We start from the raw sequence: 19,109 nt of genomic DNA, 5'->3' as shown, positions 1-19,109 counted from the left end.
CCACGACCCGTCATATCGGCTTCGCGCTGATCCTGCCCTCTCACTCACGAAGGAAGCCATGAGCGTTCCCGAACAGGTCCACCGCGAGACCGTCACCGAGATTCCCACCAGCTGGGTCGGCCCGATTCGGATCACCGGATCGTCGGTCAGCGGCGAAATCTCGGTCCCGCTCGCCACCTACGAGACCCCGCTCTGGCCGTCGGTCGGCCGCGGCGCTCGCGTCTCGCGCGCCGTCGAGGGGGGCATCCGCACCGTCATCACCGGCGAACGCATGACTCGCTCCGTGCTCTTCACCGCCGCGGGCGCCGTCGGCGCACAAATGGTGGCGCAGACGATCGCGGAACGCTTCGCCGAGCTACAGGAGGTCGTCACCGCCGGCAGCCGCCACGCGAAGCTGATTGAGGCGCACCCCGAGATCGTCGGCAATCTGCTCTTCGTGCGCTTCGCGTTCACGACCGGCGACGCATCGGGCCACAACATGGTCACGAACGCGGCCGATGCGCTGATGCAGCGCATCCTGTCGTGGGGACTCGAGGTGAGCTACGGCTCGATCTCGGGCAACTTCTGCTCCGACAAGAAGGCGACGGCGGTCAACGGCATTCTCGGGCGCGGCCGCAGTGTGGTCGCCGAAATCTTGATCCCGCACGATCTCGTCGCAAGCGGCCTGCGCACCGATGCGCAGCGCGTCACCGACATGGTCGTGCGCAAGAACCTCGTGGGCAGCACGATCGCCGGAGCGATTCGCTCGGCGAACGCGCACTACGCGAACATGCTGCTCGGGTTCTATCTGGCCACCGGTCAAGACGCCGCAAATATCGTCGAGGGATCGCAGGGCATCACCTACGCCGAGAACCGCCCAGAGGGCCTGTATTTCTCGTGCACCGTGCCGCACCTGATCGTCGGCACGGTGGGCAACGGCAAGCATCTGCCGCACATCGAAGAGGCGCTGACGCGCATCGGCTGCCGCGAGGATCGGGAACCAGGCGAAAACGCGCGTAGACTCGCTGAACTCATGGCAGCGACCGTGCTGTGCGGAGAGCTGTCGCTGATCGCGGCGCAGACGAACCCGGGCGAACTCATGGCCGCGCACCTGCGCATCGAGCGGAAGGAGACGCCGAACGTATGACCACTCAGACCACCATCGGCATTCACGACATCGAACTGGCGAGCACCCACCACCTGCTCGACCTCGGCACGCTCGCTGAAACCACCGGCGTCGACCCCGCGAAGTACCGTCTCGGCCTCGGCCAAGACGAGTTCAGCGTTCCCGCCGCCGACGAAGACATCGTCACGATGGGCGCCACCGCCGCTCTCGCGCTGCTCGAACGCAATGGCCTCGAAGGCGTGCGCACGCTGCTGTTCGCGACCGAGTCTGGCCTCGACCACTCGAAGGCCGCTGGCGTCTTCGTCCACAAGCTGCTCGGGCTGCCGCCCCAGGTGCGCGTCGCCGAGATCAAGCAGGCCTGCTACGGCGGAACCGCTGCCATCCAGGCGGCCGTCGGCCTCGTGCAGCGCAACCCCGGCGAGCGCGTGCTCGTGATCGCGAGTGACGTCGCGCGCTACGCGCTCGACTCCCCCGGTGAGCCCACGCAGGGCGCTGGAGCCGCGGCCATGCTCATCTCGGCCGACCCCGCGCTGATCGAGATCGAGCCGGCGTCGGGTCTGTTTTCCGACGACGTCGACGACTTCTGGCGGCCCAACGATTCGTCGACCGCGATCGTCGATGGCGCACTGTCGATCACGGCCTACCTCGACGCTATGACGGGTGCGTGGGACGATCTGGTTGCCCACGGCGGGCCCGCGATCACCGACATCGACCGCCTCGTGTACCACCAGCCGTACACGAAGATGGCGCGTAAGGCGCAGGCTCGCCTCGGCGAGCACACTGGCGTCGATCTCGGCGACGACGGCCTCGTGGCTGGCGCGATCTACAATCGGCGCATCGGCAATGCGTACACCGCCTCGCTCTACGCGGGCGTCGCATCGGTGCTCGACCACGAACCCGATCTCGTCGGCAAGCGGCTCGGCCTGTTCAGTTACGGCTCGGGCAGCGTCAGCGAATTCTTGACCGGGATCGTGCTGCCCGGCGCCGCGTCGCGCAGCGATCACTTCACGTCGGCGCTCGACGCTCGCGTGCCGCTCAGCGTGCCGGAATATCGCGAGTTGCACGCCCGTGAGATGCCCAGCAACGTCGACGTGGAGACCCCGCGCGTGACGAAGGCCCCGTTCCGCTTCGCCGGTATCCAGGGCGGCGCGCGCCGCTACGAGCGCCGCTAGCGCGGCCGCGCCGGCCGGCCGCCCGCGCCAAAACCCGCTGAGCCCCTCGTTCGTCGCCGAGCCCCTCCCTGAAACACGTGTTTTCGGGAGGGGCTCGGCGACTTTATAGGGGCTCGGCGGGGTAGCGAAGCTCGGCGGGCTCAGCCGGCGTTAGTCGTCGGAGACCGTGACGTTGACCTCGATGTTGCCGCGGGTGGCATTCGAGTAGGGGCACACCTGGTGCGCCGCGTCGGCCAGCTGCTGAGCCTGCTCATGCTCGAGCGTCGGGAGCACGACCTCCAGCTCGACCGAGAGTTGGAAGCCCCCGTCGACGCCGCCGCTCAGATGGACGCGGGATCCGACGCTCGAATCTGCGATATCAACCTTCTGTGCCCGCGCGACCGCCTGCAGTGCGCCGTGGAAGCACGCGGCGTATCCGGCGGCGAACAGGGCCTCAGGGTTCGGGGCGCCGCCTGCGCCGCCCATCTCCTTCGGAATGCGCACGTCAGTGTCGACCAAGCCATCGACAGTCTTCACGTGCCCGTTGCGCCCGTCGCCGGTTGCCAGTGCCTCTGCGGTGTAGATGATGCTCATTGGTTTCCCTTCACGGGCCTGGCTCGGGTGCCGGCCACTGTCGCAGCGTACGCCCGCAAGCTGCTTGGCGGCCCGAACGCGCCAGATCTCAGCTCAGAGCGAAACCCTGGCGAATCCGCACCGATGCTGTTTGCATCGCCCACCCCGGAAATACGCTCGGTAGATTTCGCGCTCGTACGCCGATTCCCGCAGGCATCTCAATCGCGTCGAGCTGACGATGGCAACCCAACACCCTGAGTAGCACCCCCGAATTAGCCGCCAATCCCTCTGCAGGAGTATGCTCAACGAGCCATTCTGACAAGGGAGAAATTGTGGGGCTCATTGAAGTCATCTCTGTGATATTCGGGGTCGTGTCCCTCGGGTACCTGGTGTACGCAATGCTTCGCCCCGACACTCTCTAATGAACTGGTTTCTCACGATCGCGTCGCTGCTCACCGTCGGCGTCGTGCTCGCCCTCGTGTATCGCCCCCTCGGCGACTACATGGCGTACGTGTTCACGACCGAGCGGCACTGGCGCATCGAGCGCCTGAGCTACCGGCTCGCCGGCGTCGACCCCGAGCGGCAGCAGTCGTGGCGGCGCTATCTCGCCTCTGTGCTGCTGTTCTCATTCGTCGGGCTGGTGCTGCTGTACGCGATGCTCCGTTTGCAACCGTTGTTGCCGTACTCGCTTGGCTTCCCTCCCATGAGCCCGGATCTCGCATTCAACACGGCCGCCTCGTTTGTCGGCAACACGAATTGGCAGTCGTACTCCCCAGAGCAGACCGTCGGCTACGGCGTGCAGATGGCCGGGCTCGCGGTGCAGAATTTCGTGTCGGCGGCAGTCAGCATGGCGGTCGCAGTCGCGCTGATCCGCGGCTTTGCTTCGCGGCGGGGTCGCAGCGGGCTCGGCAATTTCTGGGTCGACCTGATGCGCGCGAACCTGCGCATTCTGCTGCCGCTGTCGCTCGTCACTGCCGTGATACTGCTCGCCGCCGGGGTCATTCAGAACATGGCCGATGTCACTACCGTCACGACCGTAGCCGGGCAACCGCAGTCAATCCCTGGCGGCCCGGTTGCTTCCCAAGAGGCGATCAAGATGATCGGCACGAACGGCGGCGGGTTCTTCAACGCGAACTCGGCGCACCCCTTTGAAAATCCGTCGCCGTGGGTCAACCTGTTGCAGACGGTGCTGCTGCTCATCATTCCGTTCTCGATGCCACGAACGTTCGGCAAGATGGTCGGCGATCAGCGCGCTGGCTACGCACTGCTGCTGACGATGGCCACACTGTTCATCTTCGTGTACATCCCGCTGACCTTGTTCGAATACGCGGGTTCGGGCACCGCCCCCGCACTGGCGGGCGGTGCATTCGAGGGCAAGGAAACGCGATTCGGGATCGTCGGCTCAACGATCTTCGCCACAGCTACCACCGGCACCACCGGCGGCGCCGTCAACTCCATGCACGACTCATACACGGCGTTCGGCGGCCTGATGCTGGTGTTCAACATGACGCTCGGCGAGGTCGCGCCCGGCGGGGCAGGTTCGGGGACGTACGCGCTGCTCATCCTGATGGTGATCGCCGTGTTCCTCGCCGCGCTGCTGCTCGGCCGGTCGCCGGTGTATCTCGGCAAACGTCTGGGCACGCGCGAGATGAAGCTCGTGAGCATGGCGATTCTCATCATGCCCGTGCTCGCCATCGGCGGCATTGCGCTGAGCTTCGCGATCCCGCCGCTGCGTGCAGAGATTCTCGCGCGAGTAACCAATGAGGGGTCGCACGGTCTCACCGAGGTCATCTACGCGTTCATCTCTGCGGCGATCAACAACGGCTCGGCGTTTGCCGGGCTCGACGCGAACCACCCGATCCTGAACGTGATGATCGGCGTCGTAATCTTGCTCGGCCGCTTCCTCCCCATCGCGATCGTGCTGGCCCTCGCGGGCTCGCTCTCCGCGCAGGGCACCGCGGTGACCGCAGACGAACTCCCCCTGCATCGGCCGCAGTTCGTCGTGCTGCTCGTCGGGCTCATCGCCTTCATTACGGTGCCGCTGTTCGTGCCCATGCTGCTCGTCGGCCCCTTCGCGGAAGGACTGCTGTGATGGCCACCACTGCGTCACTCGAAACCGGCTCCGTCATCACGCGGAACACGATCGCGCCCGTGCTGCGCGATGCGCTGCGCAAGTTCGACCCGCGCTATCTGCGGCACAACCCTGTACTGATGCTCACAGAGGCGGGCGCCGCGCTCACGACGATCATCGCCATCGCAGAACCGTTCGTGGGCGGCGCTCGGCCGTCGGGCGGCACTGACTTACCAGCCGGGTTCACGTGGATGCTCGCGGTCGGGTTCTGGGTCTGCCTGTTCACGGCGACGCTCGCGGAGTCCATCGCCGAGGGGCGTGGGCGCTCCGAGACCGCCTCGCTGCGCCGCTCGCGCTCCGTGACGAACGCGCGTCGCGTCACCGCTTACGATGCGCTTCGGGATCCGGCGGCACGGTCCGCCACCATCGAAACCGTCGACGCGAGACAGCTCTGCCGGGGCGACGTCGTGATCGTCGACGCCGGTGAAATCATCCCGGCCGACGGCGAGGTGCTCTGGGGAGCCGCCGAGGTCGACGAGTCAGAGTTCACCGGGCACCCCGGGGCCGTCATCCGCCAGTCGGGCGGCGACCGCACATCGGTAACGGGTGGCACGCGCGACGTGTCGGATCGCATCGTCGTGCAGGTGCGATCATCCCCCGAAGCGGGCGCCGTCGAGCGCACCATTCAGCTCGCGAGCCGGTCCCGTCGTAAGAAGTCGCCCATCGAGGTCGCGTTCAACGCGCTGCTCGCCTCGTTCTCGCTGTCGTTCGTGTTTATGGTGCTGACCCTGAACTTCGCTGTGTCGCCGGTCGCTCCGCCAGTGTCGATTCCGGTGCTCGTGGCGATCGTGGTCTGCCTCATTCCCACCGAGATCGCCGCGCTGATGTCGGTGACCGGCATCGCGGGCATGTACCAGTTGTTGCGCCGGGGTGTGCTCGTCACCTCGGCCAAGGCGCTTGAAACGGCAGGCGACATCACAACCGTGCTGCTCGACAAGACCGGCACGGTGACTCGCGGTAACCGCAGCGCGATCGCGTTCGTCACGGTGGGCGAAAATAGTCCTCACAATCTCATGCGCGCGGCCGCCCTGGCCTCGGCCGGTGACCCGACCCCCGAGGGCGCCTCGACCGTGCAACTCGCGGCCGAGCTCGGCGTCGAGATCACCGACACCGACACCGTCGGCGCCCGGTTCGTCCAGTTCTCGGCAACCACCCGGCTCTCTGGCGTCGACCTCGCCGACGGCACCAGCATCCGCAAGGGCGCGGCGTCGGCGATCGCGGGCTGGCTGAAGCAGCAGGGCACGCAGCCGCCGCGCGAGATCCTGAAGGAGCTGAAGGTGAGCGCCCACCGCATCGCGAGCGAGGGGTCCACCCCACTCGCCGTGGCGATGAAGCGGCCTGATGATCGCGGCCGCGCGCTTGGCGTCATCCATCTGCAAGACGTCGTCAAGGAGGGCATCCGCGAGCGCATCGCCGGACTCCGAGACATCGGCGTGCGCACCGTACTCGTGACGGGCGACCACGTGCTCACCGCGAAGGCGATCAGTGCCGAGGTCGGCATCGAAGACTACCGCGGCGATTCAACACCAGAAGACAAGCTGGCGCTGATCGAGCAGGAGCAGAAGCTGGGCCACCTCGTCGCGATGAGTGGTGACGGGATCAACGACGCGCCAGCGCTCGCGCAGGCCGACATCGGCATCGCGATGAACACTGCCACACCGGCGGCAAAAGAGGCCGCCAACATGATCCTCATCGATGACGACCCCGCGCACCTGGTCGACATCATCGAGGTGGGGCGTCGGCAGATGGCGACGCGCGGCGCCCTCATCACGTTCAACTTCGCGAACGACGCGGTGCGCTACTTCACGCTCTTTCCGGCGCTGTTTGTTGGCGTGTTTCCGGGCCTTGGTGCGCTCAACGTGCTCGGCCTCCACTCCCCGGCGTCGGCGATCCTGTCGACGGTGATCTTCAGCAGCGTGGTGATGGTGATCCTCATCCCGCTCGCGCTCATCGGCGTACCCTACAAGACGCGAAATATGCCGAAGGCCCTCACTCGAAACCTCCTCATCTGCGGCATCAGCGGCATCCTGGTGCCCGTCATCGCGATCAAGATCATCGATGTCGTCGTCAGCCTGCTGCCGGGATTCTGAGGAGAGATCATGACCCGACCACTCACGCGAAACCTGCAGGGACTCTGGACCGCAGTGCGCTTGATGCTCATCTTCACCGTATTGCTCGGCATCGGGTACCCGCTCGTCGTGCTTGCGATCGGGCAGCTCGCGCTCCCCACTCAGGCCAACGGGTCACTGGTGCGCTCGCAGAGCGGCGACATCGCCGGCTCGTCACTCATCGGCCAGAATTTTCTTGATGCCGACGGCTCGCCGTTGCCGCAATACTTCCAGCCGCGACCGTCGGCCGCCGGAGACGGCTACGACCCGCTGGCCTCCGGCGGATCGAACCTCGGCCCCGAGAGCAGCGAACTCGTTGCGACGATCACCGAGCGCCGCAACCGGGTCGCCACATTCAACGGCGTGCCAGAGGCTGACGTGCCAGCCGATGCGGTTACAGCCTCCGGGTCGGGTCTCGACCCCGAGATCAGTCCGGCGTACGCGCAACTGCAAGCCGCGCGGGTGGCCGAAGCGCGCGGGGTGCCGGTCGCCACCATTGAACGCCTCATCACTCAGCAGACTGCCGGGCGCGATCTCGGATATCTGGGCGACCCGCGCGTGAATGTGGTGGAGCTGAATCTGGCGCTTGACGCAGCGTTTTCGAATTAGCGCGCGGCCGCCCAGGTCGGCGTCGCGGTCGGCGTGATCGTGGGCCTCGCTGCGGGCGGTTACCCCGCGGTGAAGGCCTCCCACTTCGCCGAACCCCTCCCACTTCGCCGAACCCCTCCCACGAACACGCCTTTTTGGGAGGGGTTCGGCGACAACGGAGAGGTTCGGCGACAACGGAGGGGTTCAGGCAGATTCCCGCACCAGACCCACTCGTCAAGACCGGCGGCGCACCCCGCTCACACGTACGGGTGCGTCAGCAGTTCGAGGCCGTGGCCAGCGGGGTCCTTGAAGTACACGCCGCGCCCGCCGTGCTCCGTGTTCGTTTCTCCGGCGCGGGTCAGCTGCGGGTCGGCCCAGTGCTCAACCCCGTTGTCGACCAGCCACGCGTAGGCGCGGTCGAAGTGGTCGTCGTCGACGAGAAACGCGTAGTGCTGCATCTGGATCTCGACGGGAGGAGCGGCGAATTGCAGCAGCACTCCGTCTGCCAGCGTGATGTTCGTGAACGGCCCCCAGCTCGGCGCGGGCAGGGCCTCGAGCACCGCAGTGTAAAACCGCGCCGACGTGGGCCCGTCGAGCGAAGCAATGATGGTGTGATTGAACGTTGCGGGCACGGCGGTCTCCTCGGTTTCAGGTAGGAATGACAGTGAAGATCATGAATCGCATGAGACGCGCGACGCGAGTAATGTCCGAGCCACGTGTGCCTCAATCCACTCCGACTCGAACGGCCGGCTACGCAGCAGCCATCGGTGAAAAATCGGCCCAACGAAGAGCTCAGCAATGTCCTCCGCGTCAGTAACGCCTGCGGCCCGAAACCGATCCGAGATAGCTCGGAGTTGAGGGGCGAGCAGCATTTCTCGAAACTGTTCCGCCAGTTTCTCGTCGGACTGGATTTCAACGGCCACGAGTCTCAGTAGCGCACCCTGAAGCGGATCCGTGAGTTCGGCGACCGTGCCGTGCGCCAGCGCTGCAATATCGACTGCGAGATCCCCGGTGTCAGGGATGACGACTGTGCCGGAAGCGTCCGTGCTGCGATCCAGGAGCGCTTCGAACAAGATAGCCCCGGTCGACGGCCAGTTGCTGTACAGCGTCTGCTTGCTCATCCCTGCCCGGTCAGCGATGCGCTCCATGCTGATCGCACCGACCGGCTGGTCTTGCGCGAGTGCCACAACAGCCGCGTACACCTTGCTACGAGTCTTCGGTCGCGCCATTTCTCAACTCTACAAAGAACCAGGACGAATCGTCCAGTTTGAGTTACGCTGACGATATGTCTGCAGCCCAATCATGGATGATCACCGGCGCTCACCGTGGCCTCGGCCGCGCACTCACCCTTGCCGCGCTCGAGGCCGGGCACTCGGTGGTAGCCACGACGCGGGGCGAGCGCTCACTCCCCGAGCACGAGCGCCTCCTGGTGCATACCCTTGATGTTCGCGATCGCGAAGCGTCCCACCGAGCCGTACAGACGGCCGCTGAGCATCTTGGGCGCATCGACGTGCTCGTGAATAACGCCGGTTACGGCATCATCGGCGCGATTGAAGAAGCCTCAGAGGCCGATACCCGATCACTCGTCGACACGAATCTGCTTGGCCCTCTGTGGCTGAGCCAAGCCGTGATTCCCATCATGCGCGAGCAGGGCGGAGGCGAGATTGTTCAGATCTCCACGGTCGGCGCGGTCGGAACGATGCCACTGCTTGGCCTCTATAACGCCACAAAGTGGGGACTCGAAGGGTTTAGTGAGGCGATGGCAGCTGAGGTACGACCGTTCGGGATCAGAGTTTCGGTGATCGAGCCGGGCGCGCTCAACACTGACTGGGCGGGCAGCAGCATGCGGTTCAGCGCCCCAGCGAGTGCGTACGACGAGCTACGCACTCAGTTGTTCGGCACGACCGAGGTACCGTGGCCGCAGGGCGAGCCCTCGGGCGGGATGGCCGCGGACGATGCCGCGGGGCTGATCCTGGCTCGCGTCGCCGCCCAAGACGATCAACGCTTGCGCGTGTTGGTTGGCGACGATGCACCCGCACAGGTTCGAGCGGCGCTTGATCTTCGGCTTGAAGACTATGCCCGCGATCCTCGCTTCTCACCTGAATGAACAACCCGGCCCGCAACCCTCAACCCCAACCCCCTAGAGTGCAGAGATGACAACTATCGCGGGCAGCCGCTGGGCCATCACCGGAGCTGCGGGAAACATCGGGCTGTCACTGCGCGAAGCTCTCACGGAGCATCACGTCACGCTCGTCTCCACTGACCTGCGCAGCGCTGCGCCGATCGGGCCGCACGACACCTTCGTGCAGGCCGAACTCGGAGACCTGGAAGCGCTCGTAGAGGTGTTCGCCGGTGTCGACGGGGTGATCCACCTCGGCGGAATTTCCGACGAAGCCGACTTTCATGATCTCGCGGACGCGAACATTGTCGGCACCTATCACGTGCTTGAAGCTGCCCGACGCGCTGGCGTTCCGCGAGTGATCTTCGCCAGCAGCAATCGCCTGACCGGCATGTACACCGCGGGCGACCACGTGTCCCCCGAGATGCCACCGCGACCAGACGGGTTCTACGGGGTGTCAAAGGTCGCCGGCGAAGCACTCTGCCGGCTCTACGCCGACAAGTTCGGCATCAGCACGATCTCGGTGCGCATCGGCAGCTACGAGAATCAACCCTCGTCCGCGCGCGAACAACGCACGTGGCTCAGCCCGGCCGACGCGCTGCGCGCCTTCCTGGCCGCAATGTCGACGACTGAGCACACAGCCGTGTTCTACGCGGTCTCGGCGAACTCCGACAGCTGGTGGGATCTCGAGGCTGGAGCAGCGATCGGCTTCACCCCGCAAGACAACGCCGCAAGTTCGGGATCACGCCAACCCATCGACCCAGGCACGCCTCAGGGCGGCAGCTACGCGACCCCCGAATACTCGACGGATCGAATGCGCCGCTAGCTGACGACCCGCTACGCGGGAACGATTTCAAACGGGGTCGTCGCAGTGACGGACCCGGCCACGCCGCACTCATTCACGTACGACGCAGTCAGCAACGCGGTGTTTTCGTATGCACTTGAACTACGAATCCCAATGCTCGTTCCCTCGGGGAGACCGCCCTGCGCTTCGAAATAAGCGACCGCCTTCTCGTAGCCGTCGACCTCCGAGCTTCCCGTGTAGGTGAGCTCGACGTCCTGCCCTGACTGCACGGCAGAGTAATCGGTTTGATACCGAGTGAGCTGCGTCGTGTCGCCCAGAGCGGTGATCTGATTGCCCTCAAAATCGAACACGGCGTAGGTGTAATTGACCTCCGAGACGGTCTTAAATTCAAGCGGAGCGCCCTGGGCTTCCAGGAACTCCGCGACCGCCGCGTCGTTGATGCGCGGGTCAGGGCTCGACCCGTCGTATGTGAAAGCGAAGCTCTCGGGCGTCAACACCGTGGCCGGGTCGAATGACACGTCGAAGACCCAGGTGGTCTGCGCTCCCGGCTGAACCGCAATGTCAGCGAGCCCGGGCTTGAGGCTAGCCGTCACGGTCGCCGACGTGCCGTTCTGCGCGGTCTCGTAGCTGAAGTACTCGCTCTCGGGGGTCGTGATCACCGGAGCAACACCGCACATCGGGGCCGTCGTGGGGGCCTCGGGGGCAACGTACGTGACGTTCGGTTCCGGCGTGGGATCGGTACCCGGCGATGGGGCCGGATCGGTGGGATCAGCCGGGTCGGCGCCAGCGTCAGCCCCTGCGTCGGCGCCGCCGTTCGAAGCAGGCTGCGACGCAGCGGGCGTGCAGCCGCCCGTTGCCGCCTGCGCACTGCTCGGCGAGGCGAGCGGCACCAGCATCAGCGCGCCAACGAGCGCAAGCGCGCCCAGCACGGCCTTCTTGTGCTTGCGGCCGCGCAGGGCGAGCAACCCCAGCCCCAGCAGCACCACTGATACCGCGACGAGCAACAGTGCCGTCTGTGCCGAACCGCCGGTATTCGCCAAACAATCCGCGATATTCAATTGCTACCCCCACCCGTGTACCCCTACATAACCGAGCTACATCGTATTGCAGTTCGCGCACAGCGTGCGCTTTGCGCCGCTGCCGTCGCGGTATTCGACCCGCTGCTCGTCGCGCGCGAGATCTCGATCGCACTCGTCGCAGCGCCGGCTACGACGGCGCAGCGCGAGCAGCAGCCACCCGATGAGCAGCAGCGCGATGGCGATACCGATCAGGGCGAGGATCCCGGTGGCTCCGGTGACTGACAGCGCCGGGATCACCGGCGGTTCCGTTTCTCCCGCGAGCTCGACCCCGACGTCGAAGCTCAGAACGGTTGAGTTTGCAGCGAGCGCCCGGGAGCTCTCGACTGCAGCGGCCATCTCGAAGCCGACCGTCACCCGCACGGGGCCGCCCTGCGGTACAGCGATCTCAGCGACACGGGCGCGACCGGCGGGCACCAGCGCCGAGAATCGTTCTTCCCCTGCCACTCCGGCGACGTCCCAGAACAGGGTCACGTCGTCCGCGAGGTGCGGGTTGTGTGCCCCCTCGGGCACGACCTCTGAGAGGTCGATCGTGACTGTCGCGACTCCGTTGCCGGGCCCGGCGTTCACCACGTTGAGCGTGCGCACGACACGGTCTCCGGGCGAGGCCACGCGGTCGCCGATGAACGTGGTCTCAGCGCGGGCATACTCTGCCCCGGTCCAGTCGAGGTTCACCGCTGGGCCGTCCCATGTCGCTTCGATGACGCTGGAGTCGACTGCCGTTGCGGACGGGTGAGAGGTGGTGCCACCCAGGCGATCCGGAACTGAGGCGTCAGAATTTGTGGCAGCCGAGTTTTGCGTACGCGCGCCAGTGATTGGCAGCGCGTCGGCCGCTGCGAGCGCAACCGCCGACGTCAGGAGCAGCAGGATCGCGAGCACCCACGCGATCGCCCGACTGCGCGTCGACATCCCGTCGCGCGAGTCTATGGTGATTTCAGTCATTTTCGGGTCGCTCGTTTCGATAGCTGGAAGCACACTCACGCCGTCTGCTCCGCCCGCTGCAGTGCGAACGCGAGCTCGCGTTCCCGCAGCTCAAGTTCGCGTTCGCGGAGCGCCAGGTCACGCTCCGCCAGATCTTGCCCCTGAGTGGATATGCGATTTCCTGTGGCCGCGGAGGCAGGCCGGGGAACGGACATCACCGTCGTGCGGGGGCGCCGAAACGACGACCACAGACCGCTGACCACGAGCGCGGCGGCGGCGATACCGACCACCAGCATGGTGTTCTTGCTGACCCACTGCCGAGCCCAGCCGAGCTTCGGTACTCCGAACATGAACACGCCGCGCACCTGCTCGGGAGAGACCGGCTCATCGGCCGACGAGTTGGCATCGCCCTGAGTAATCAGTCGACAGTCCGTGCCGTCATCGAACGTGCCGATTGTCTTGCCGATCACGCGATGCGTGATCAGGGTGGGATCGTTGGGCTCGGGGAAGAACGTCACAATTGTGCCCACCGAAACATCGGTGCAGACCTCGGCCTCGGTGATCCCTTTGGCGACGACAACGTCGCCAGGAGCGAACGTGGGCTCCATCGAGCCAGAGAGCACCGTGAAAGAGTCACCGCCCATGATCTTAGGCAAGGCAATGAGCGCAACAAGCACAATGATGACTGCGAGCGCGAGCGCTGAAACAAGCGCCCGGCCCGCGATACGCCACGGAGACTCGAACCAGTTACTCTTCACCGCACCGCGGGAGGTGAGGCGACGGACCCTGCGATGAACGCGCATGCTGTGCTCCCTTCAGGTGCTGCAAACGTGTGTGGCGCCGATGCGCCGTGGGTGGGTATGAGGAGAGTGTGTGGGTGCCGAGCGGCACCCACACACGGGGCGGTTAGCTGAACTGAGCGCCAGCGTCGCGAACCTGCGACAGCGACACGGTGAGGTCGCCCAGCGTGTCTGCGAGCTGCACATCGGTGCGATCCGCGACCGTCACGTCGGTGCTCTGGTAGCGGAAGTCACCATCCTGATCCTCATAGAACGAGGCGTAGATGACGACGTTGAGGTCGGCCGTGGTAGCGGGCATTCCGAAGACTGCAGTCTGTGCGGCGGCCCCGGTCACTGCCGTGGCGGTCGAACCAAGAATGCCGTTCGTGGCGTCTTCTTCGCCGGAATCCTGGCCGGTGGCGGGTGCCGAGAGGTACAGCAGCGGCGCATCAGCCGCGGTCGGCAGGGCGGTCTCGCTGACGAGCAGCGTGTCACCGTAGTAGACCTCGTAGCTGTAGTTGACGCCGGTGATCGCGGTGTCCAGCTGGTCCAAACCGTCAATGCCCACGCGCGCAACGAGGTTGTCTCCCTCAAGCGTTGCGGTGGCCTCGAACGAGGCAGCGAGTTTGTCGCCCGGCGCGACGCGCCAGGTGTTGACGTCCGTGATCTCGTGGCCGAGCTGCGAGCCGTCGGATGCACCAACGGTGTCGATCGCGTCGGCACGGTCATTCGAGACATCCCAGAAGCTCGTGTCAGCAAGCTGCTCGAGGTTCAGGTCACCGGCGGTGATGGTGCCGCCCGAGAAGGTGTCGTTCGCTGCCCACAGCGCGAAGGTCGAGCCGCCGGCGAGCAGTACGGCGGCGCCCGCGCCGACCCAGAGCAGGCCGCGACGGCGCTTCTTCGGCTCGCTGATGACGATGATCTGGTCGTTATTCATTTCAGACATGTGTGATCTCCTGTTTGGTGAGCGCTAGGGGATATCGGGCCGCGACGGCGCTCGTCGATACGGCCAAGTTTTTTTTGGGGGGGGGTCTTGCTTCAGGCCACCGCCGCCCCGGGATCTAGTCCCGTGGGGCGACGCTGGGGTTCAGGTTGGTGACGATCGGATCAAGCTCGATCACCACGTCAGGTTCACCGGACGGATCCGGGTACACATCGGCAAACCAGTCGGCCGTGGCTCGCACGCGGGTCGTGTCCTCCGCGGAGGCCTCGGCAAGCGCGCGGTTGCGGTAGACCCCGGCCAGTTCAAGGGCCGGCGGATAGCCGACAGCTGCGTGCCACTGAGCGGTTGCGCCAAGAATGCCGCCATCCTCGGCGCGGCCACTCACCTGCACGTCGTTGACGTATGTGCCGTCCGCAATGTCATTCCAGTGGAGTGCCACGCACCACTCCTGCGTCGATTCCGCACCCGTGAGCGCGGCGCCGGCAGCCTGGAGTTCTGCATCGACGGCGTCGAACAGGTACACGTTCTTGGGCGTCTCGTCTGCGCCCTGCTCCGGTGTCTCGGGGACAGCTGAGCAGTCACCTCCGGCCGCAGCCGGATACACCTTGGCCGTGGTGCGCTCGAGGACTGTTCCGGGCTGTGCAATGCCGGAACTGAGGTCGTACGAGTTCTCCTCGGAACGCTGCTCAGTGGCGGCGACGCTGTAGTTGAGTCCGGCGACGCCCAACGCTTCGCCCTTTACGGTGAAGCGCCAGATAACCGGTGCCGCGTCAATCGAGGTTTGATCCAGCACCTCGATGATCTTCGACCCGGGCAGCGTCACACTCACCGGGGCGCCGCCATCTGAGACGTTCAGTGTTTCCGCGTCGAGTGACGCTTCTGCCGCGAATCTGACGGCACCGATCGAGAAATCGGGAACCGCGGCATCGGTCTGTGCGCTCCAGAGCGCGTTCGCGACGAGCGCGCCGGTCGTGAGCGCGACAACCGCGCCACCGGCGAGCAGAATCCGAGTGCGGGCCCGCATTAGGCACCACCTTCGGCTGTCGCATCAGCGTCGCCGCCGCGCACCTGCTGCAATTCGATGTCGATCCCGTCCACTGACCACGATGCGAGGTCGAGCATTGGCTGCTCGGAGGTCCAGCGATAGTCGCCGAGCACCTGAACCGTGACAAAGACCGTCCAATTCGCAGTAACCCCCGCGTTTGAGCTCGCGAGGCCGGGCACACGCACGGGGGCACCCAGCTCAGCCTCGCCCACCGCCGGCGCAATCTGGTCGCCCGCGCTGTTTTCAATGCGGTAAGTGGCTGAAACAAGGCCCGCTTCGATATCGCTGGCCGCGCCTGCTCCGGTGTCCACGGCAAGTGCCGCATTCAAGTTCTCGCCCTGCAGCGTCGTCGTGATCGGAACCGAAATCTCGATCACATCGCCCGGCATGGTGGTGAAGTCGGCGGTGCCACCGCTGAGCGTGCCGCTTTGCGGGGAGGCCACCCCGGGGGTGACCTGCTTCCAGGCGGCCTCGCTCGCGCTGACCTGCAGCTCCCCGGCGGTCACCGACCCACCAGAGAACGTGTCGTTCGCGATCCAGAGCGCAACAGCCATGCTGACCGTGCTCACCACACCCGCTACGGCGAGCGAAGTGCCCGCAATGAGTTTTGTTCTGTACCGCATCGCGCTCACCCGCTTTCTTACCGCTCGAAATGTGTTGTGCAGGGTCACTCGGCAGCGCTCACCGTCGTATCAACGGGGATCAATGCTCCGCAGGCTGACAGCAGCGTGCTCTGGCCGATGCCCAGCTCAGCGACTGTTCCGATCGCTCCGCCGTTACCGAGGCGTGTATCGGAGTCGGTCACCTTCACGTCCGTGAGCTTCGTGGCCCAGTCGTCAGCCGAGATGTTCGACACTTGGTAGACGAAGCAGACCGCCTGCCCGTCCGTGAGCCTCATGCCGCTGAGCGCCTCGGTGCCCGTCGCCATGATCTGTGCGGGAGTCGAACTGTCTCTCACATCGACGAATGCGCGCTTCGTGATCTGAATCGATGGGTCGGTCGAGAAGAGCTTCACGGTGGTGGCCCTGACAACCAGCCCGTCATAGTTCGTGTCATCCGAGGCGACGGTGTGCGAGATTCTCACCGGTGTGTTCGCCACGACGTCGCCGGCATCTGCAGTGACCCGCACCTTGTCCGAGCTGGTTTCGCCAGCGGCGATCGCGGGCTTGTCGGTCGACAGGTGCACACTGTGGTCAAGGTCGGTCTGGTCGAGGACTCCGGTGAAGTTGAGGTCGGCGCTCGGCGTCGGCGCTCCAGGTGCGATTGAGAAACCGTATTGCTTGCCGTCGGGCTCGCCGGTGACGAGGGTGAACGAACTGGGCTTCGTCGAAATCGGGTTGATGAAGGTGATATTCGGATCGGTGCTCTTCGCGGCGGCAGCGTTTTTCAGACCACCGGCACTCGTCACCTTCTCGGCGGCGATTGTCGCGGTCACCTTCGCTGAATCATCGACTCGCGCGATCACATCGAACTTCTTATTCGCACTGCCGGCGATCGGAGTCACGGTGACCGTACGCGGGTTCAATCGACCTGCGTCGATGGTCTCGGAGACCCCGACCGCGGTGACGTCAACGACCGCAGCCGACACCGAGGCCGGATCGAGCGGCAACGAGGACTCCACCGTGTAGTGGAGATCGCGCGCCAACGTCGAGTCGTTCTGGTTGTCTGCCTGATTGATCGTGAGATCCGGGCGGCAGTTCCCACTGAAGCCGACCGTGCGGGAGAACTGCGATGCCTGAGTTCCACTGTTTGCGATCGTTTGCACGCGGAGGTAGCCTCCGGCTTTGCCGGTCGCGGCATCGACGATCGTTGCCTCGTCAAACGAGTCGACAACCGTGGACGGGAATTTCTGCGCGCCAACCGGGAGGTCGATCACGAGCTTCGCGGCCGATCCGCTCACCTGCTCCACGCGCCCGAGGTAGACCTCGGCGGTGCGATCCTGCGTCCAATACAGGTCAAGGTCGACCTTCTCGGAGGGGAAGGGCGCCGTCGCCGGGTACTTCACGTCGAGCGTCGCGACACAGACCGGAACGTCCTCCGCCAGCGGCGAATCGACGTGCTGCGCATCGGCCGGGACGTCAGTGGTCAGCACTGCTGCGTCCGCGGACGGATACCAGGTGTTGATCCGGTTGTTGGCGTTCACGTAGTTGTCGATGAGCGTCGTCGTGCCGTCTCGAGTTTCTTCCAGTACCGCCGGCCGAGCCTGGCTCGCGCTGCGCCCGCCAAACGTGTTCTTCTCGACGAGCACGTCACCCGTGTTATGCAGATAAATCGAGGTGCCCGTGTAGCCAGTGAAGTAGTTGTTCGAGATCCGCAGTTTGCCCGCGCTGCCCGACGCGGTATTGCCCGCCCACGAAATGGCGTAGGCATGCCCCGAGGTGGCACGGGTGATCTTGTTGTTCTCGATCACGTTCGAACCGCCCATGGGGCCGTACGGAAGTGCAATGAACGCGTTGTGCGCGCCAGTGCCGCCCGAACCCTGCATGTTGATGAACTGGTTGTTCGAGATATTGATGTTCGACGCATTGACGCTGTTGGCAACCGCAGCGCCGGTAGTAAAGGGGAACGTCGCGTTGGTGGTGATGTTCGAGACGAACGAGTTCGTGAACGTAAAACCATTGAGAACGGCGTTCGCGCCGCGCTGTTGAAAGCCAACGAGGTCGGTACGGCAGCCGGAACCGTCAGTCGCGGTACACGCCCCACCAACGGTGTAGGTGATCTGCACTGTGTCGATGACGACGTTCTCGACGGGCGTGTTGGCGCGCTGGTTGAAATAGAACAGGGCGGTGCCCGGGTAGAAGCCCTGGAGCCGATAATTCTTCACGGTGATGTTCTTCGCACCCTCGCGGTAGACCACGAAGCGCTCGGGGCCGTAGCTGCGCTGGGTGAGGGAGGTGCCCCCGTCAATGACCACACCGTCGGCCTTCGGCCCCATCACGTATGAGGTCTCGCCGGCGAGCACGTTGTCCATGTTCAAGAAGTTGATGTTCGACCCGTTCACGTGGAACATCGCTGGCGCAGAGTCGAGCAGCGTCTCCATGGTGACCTGGTGCTTCAGGTCGATGGTGACCGGCGCGGTCACGAGGTAGTGAGCGCCCGTGTCGAGATCCGAAATCGAAGTGGTGTCCATGCGGCTCGCAAGCAGCGGGTTGATATTGCCGGTGAGGCCGGCCTTCACCGTGATGAGTGCAGCACCCGCCGGGAGGTTCAGTGCGTTCGTCTCCTGCAGCGCGGCCTGCATCGTGCAGGTCCCTGCGGCGGTCGCGCACACACCGTCGCCAACCACGAGGTCCTTTGCGGTGATCGTCGCGTCGAGTGAGTCAATCTCAAATGTGTGCGTGACAGCTTGCGCCCCCGGCGCGGTCAAGAGTGGCGCCACCAGCAAGGCGAGCACCGCAACGGTCGCCGCAACGCCCCGCCCCAGCAGTTTCTTTCCCTGACCGGCGGGCACTGCATGCCGACCCAACGCAATGCGTCCTGTGGTCGCCCGATGCCTCATAGCCAGAAATCCCTTCATAGTGTGCTGTGCACGTTCGCTGTCAACGCTTTCCTCAGGCACTCGCCTCAGGCCGTCGCGCTTCGATACGAGAAACTGAAGCGCGGTCCGATTACCACTATTCGGTACCTGAGCGACGGTTTGACCGTTTCGAGGCGTACTTACGTAGCGACCAGCTGGTTGTTGCGTGCTCTCGCAGATCCATACGTGGGACCAGCAGCGCCGCTCAGTAGTCCGATGCACTTCGGTTCTCTCCCGCCAAATCTGCG

Annotated in this window: 17 protein-coding genes; 7 read left to right on the top strand and 10 right to left on the bottom strand. The window is 65.1% G+C overall.

Annotated elements, in window-relative coordinates; all coding sequences use genetic code 11:
* Window positions 1-58 precede the first annotated feature (58 nt).
* Complete coding sequence (locus ACFWHR_RS02210; protein WP_382446635.1) at window positions 59-1,126, top strand: hydroxymethylglutaryl-CoA reductase; 1,068 nt, start codon at window positions 59-61, stop codon at window positions 1,124-1,126.
* Window positions 1,123-2,277: a hydroxymethylglutaryl-CoA synthase gene (locus ACFWHR_RS02205; protein ID WP_382446634.1), complete on the top strand. Its 1,155-nt coding sequence runs from the start codon at window positions 1,123-1,125 to the stop codon at window positions 2,275-2,277. The genes ACFWHR_RS02210 and ACFWHR_RS02205 overlap by 4 nt, the downstream gene beginning before the upstream one ends.
* A gap of 150 nt (window positions 2,278-2,427) precedes the next feature.
* Here the strand turns inward: ACFWHR_RS02205 and ACFWHR_RS02200 are convergent, their stop codons facing one another.
* Entirely contained in the window at window positions 2,428-2,850 is a 423-nt protein-coding gene (locus tag ACFWHR_RS02200) for an organic hydroperoxide resistance protein (RefSeq protein WP_382446633.1), read from the bottom strand.
* 400 nt (window positions 2,851-3,250) lie between these two features.
* Between ACFWHR_RS02200 and kdpA the strand changes: the two genes are divergently transcribed.
* From kdpA to kdpC, 3 genes are read left to right on the top strand one after another with little or no spacing between them, the layout of a single operon-like run.
* Window positions 3,251-4,921, top strand: coding sequence for a potassium-transporting ATPase subunit KdpA (kdpA, locus tag ACFWHR_RS02195; protein WP_382446632.1), 1,671 nt, complete (start codon window positions 3,251-3,253; stop codon window positions 4,919-4,921).
* A complete protein-coding gene (gene kdpB / locus ACFWHR_RS02190) occupies window positions 4,921-7,050 on the top strand; it encodes a potassium-transporting ATPase subunit KdpB (protein WP_382446631.1) in 2,130 nt (709 codons plus the stop codon). Before kdpA ends, kdpB begins: the two co-directional genes overlap by 1 nt.
* Window positions 7,051-7,059: 9 nt before the next feature.
* Window positions 7,060-7,677, top strand: a complete 618-nt coding sequence (kdpC, locus tag ACFWHR_RS02185) for a potassium-transporting ATPase subunit KdpC (protein WP_382446630.1) — start codon at window positions 7,060-7,062, stop codon at window positions 7,675-7,677.
* A gap of 236 nt (window positions 7,678-7,913) precedes the next feature.
* Here kdpC and ACFWHR_RS02180 read toward each other — a convergent pair whose 3' ends face one another.
* Both ACFWHR_RS02180 and ACFWHR_RS02175 read right to left on the bottom strand, forming a co-directional pair.
* A complete protein-coding gene (locus ACFWHR_RS02180; protein WP_382446629.1) occupies window positions 7,914-8,288 on the bottom strand; it encodes a VOC family protein in 375 nt (124 codons plus the stop codon).
* A 39-nt stretch (window positions 8,289-8,327) separates the two neighbouring features.
* On the bottom strand, window positions 8,328-8,885 hold the full coding sequence (locus ACFWHR_RS02175; protein WP_382446628.1) for a TetR/AcrR family transcriptional regulator: 558 nt from the start codon (window positions 8,883-8,885) through the stop codon (window positions 8,328-8,330).
* A 56-nt stretch (window positions 8,886-8,941) separates the two neighbouring features.
* Between ACFWHR_RS02175 and ACFWHR_RS02170 the strand changes: the two genes are divergently transcribed.
* The gene (locus ACFWHR_RS02170) at window positions 8,942-9,763 is read left to right on the top strand and encodes an SDR family NAD(P)-dependent oxidoreductase (RefSeq protein ID WP_382446627.1); all 822 of its coding nucleotides are present in this window, start codon (window positions 8,942-8,944) and stop codon (window positions 9,761-9,763) included.
* A 46-nt stretch (window positions 9,764-9,809) separates the two neighbouring features.
* Entirely contained in the window at window positions 9,810-10,601 is a 792-nt protein-coding gene (locus ACFWHR_RS02165; RefSeq protein WP_382446626.1) for an NAD-dependent epimerase/dehydratase family protein, read from the top strand.
* Window positions 10,602-10,612: 11 nt separating this feature from the next.
* Here ACFWHR_RS02165 and ACFWHR_RS02160 read toward each other — a convergent pair whose 3' ends face one another.
* The 7 genes from ACFWHR_RS02160 to ACFWHR_RS02130 form a co-directional block, all read right to left on the bottom strand.
* Window positions 10,613-11,620: an LPXTG cell wall anchor domain-containing protein gene (locus tag ACFWHR_RS02160; protein WP_382446625.1), complete on the bottom strand. Its 1,008-nt coding sequence runs from the start codon at window positions 11,618-11,620 to the stop codon at window positions 10,613-10,615.
* A gap of 54 nt (window positions 11,621-11,674) precedes the next feature.
* Complete coding sequence (locus ACFWHR_RS02155; RefSeq protein WP_382446624.1) at window positions 11,675-12,598, bottom strand: hypothetical protein; 924 nt, start codon at window positions 12,596-12,598, stop codon at window positions 11,675-11,677.
* A gap of 35 nt (window positions 12,599-12,633) precedes the next feature.
* The gene (locus ACFWHR_RS02150) at window positions 12,634-13,380 is read right to left on the bottom strand and encodes a signal peptidase I (RefSeq protein ID WP_382446623.1); all 747 of its coding nucleotides are present in this window, start codon (window positions 13,378-13,380) and stop codon (window positions 12,634-12,636) included.
* Window positions 13,381-13,483: 103 nt separating this feature from the next.
* Window positions 13,484-14,302: a SipW-dependent-type signal peptide-containing protein gene (locus ACFWHR_RS02145; protein WP_382446622.1), complete on the bottom strand. Its 819-nt coding sequence runs from the start codon at window positions 14,300-14,302 to the stop codon at window positions 13,484-13,486.
* Window positions 14,303-14,417: 115 nt separating this feature from the next.
* A complete protein-coding gene (locus ACFWHR_RS02140) occupies window positions 14,418-15,323 on the bottom strand; it encodes a hypothetical protein (RefSeq protein ID WP_382446621.1) in 906 nt (301 codons plus the stop codon).
* Window positions 15,323-15,967, bottom strand: coding sequence for a hypothetical protein (locus ACFWHR_RS02135; RefSeq protein ID WP_382446620.1), 645 nt, complete (start codon window positions 15,965-15,967; stop codon window positions 15,323-15,325). The genes ACFWHR_RS02140 and ACFWHR_RS02135 overlap by 1 nt, the downstream gene beginning before the upstream one ends.
* Before the next feature lie 44 nt (window positions 15,968-16,011).
* Window positions 16,012-18,843, bottom strand: coding sequence for a right-handed parallel beta-helix repeat-containing protein (locus ACFWHR_RS02130; protein WP_382446619.1), 2,832 nt, complete (start codon window positions 18,841-18,843; stop codon window positions 16,012-16,014).
* Window positions 18,844-19,109 lie beyond the last annotated feature (266 nt).

It is taken from the genome of Leucobacter sp. NPDC058333, from assembly GCF_042726155.1.
Classification (GTDB): domain Bacteria; phylum Actinomycetota; class Actinomycetes; order Actinomycetales; family Microbacteriaceae; genus Leucobacter.
The sequence above is the reverse complement of the archived record's forward strand: the minus strand, read 5'-3'. Positions and strand labels throughout refer to the sequence as shown.

Bases quoted from the DNA above. Each gene is read 5' to 3' on its own strand.
- ACFWHR_RS02170 (WP_382446627.1), top strand. From the start codon at position 8,942: ATGTCTGCAGCCCAATCATGGATGATCACCGGCGCTCACCGTGGCCTC.
- ACFWHR_RS02175 (WP_382446628.1), bottom strand. From the start codon at position 8,885: ATGGCGCGACCGAAGACTCGTAGCAAGGTGTACGCGGCTGTTGTGGCA.
- ACFWHR_RS02135 (WP_382446620.1), bottom strand. From the start codon at position 15,967: ATGCGGTACAGAACAAAACTCATTGCGGGCACTTCGCTCGCCGTAGCG.
- ACFWHR_RS02140 (WP_382446621.1), bottom strand. From the start codon at position 15,323: ATGCGGGCCCGCACTCGGATTCTGCTCGCCGGTGGCGCGGTTGTCGCG.
- ACFWHR_RS02155 (WP_382446624.1), bottom strand. From the start codon at position 12,598: ATGACTGAAATCACCATAGACTCGCGCGACGGGATGTCGACGCGCAGT.
- ACFWHR_RS02200 (WP_382446633.1), bottom strand. From the start codon at position 2,850: ATGAGCATCATCTACACCGCAGAGGCACTGGCAACCGGCGACGGGCGC.
- ACFWHR_RS02145 (WP_382446622.1), bottom strand. From the start codon at position 14,302: ATGTCTGAAATGAATAACGACCAGATCATCGTCATCAGCGAGCCGAAG.
- kdpB (WP_382446631.1), top strand. From the start codon at position 4,921: ATGGCCACCACTGCGTCACTCGAAACCGGCTCCGTCATCACGCGGAAC.
- kdpA (WP_382446632.1), top strand. From the start codon at position 3,251: ATGAACTGGTTTCTCACGATCGCGTCGCTGCTCACCGTCGGCGTCGTG.
- ACFWHR_RS02205 (WP_382446634.1), top strand. From the start codon at position 1,123: ATGACCACTCAGACCACCATCGGCATTCACGACATCGAACTGGCGAGC.
- kdpC (WP_382446630.1), top strand. From the start codon at position 7,060: ATGACCCGACCACTCACGCGAAACCTGCAGGGACTCTGGACCGCAGTG.
- ACFWHR_RS02130 (WP_382446619.1), bottom strand. From the start codon at position 18,843: ATGAGGCATCGGGCGACCACAGGACGCATTGCGTTGGGTCGGCATGCA.
- ACFWHR_RS02210 (WP_382446635.1), top strand. From the start codon at position 59: ATGAGCGTTCCCGAACAGGTCCACCGCGAGACCGTCACCGAGATTCCC.
- ACFWHR_RS02150 (WP_382446623.1), bottom strand. From the start codon at position 13,380: ATGCGCGTTCATCGCAGGGTCCGTCGCCTCACCTCCCGCGGTGCGGTG.
- ACFWHR_RS02165 (WP_382446626.1), top strand. From the start codon at position 9,810: ATGACAACTATCGCGGGCAGCCGCTGGGCCATCACCGGAGCTGCGGGA.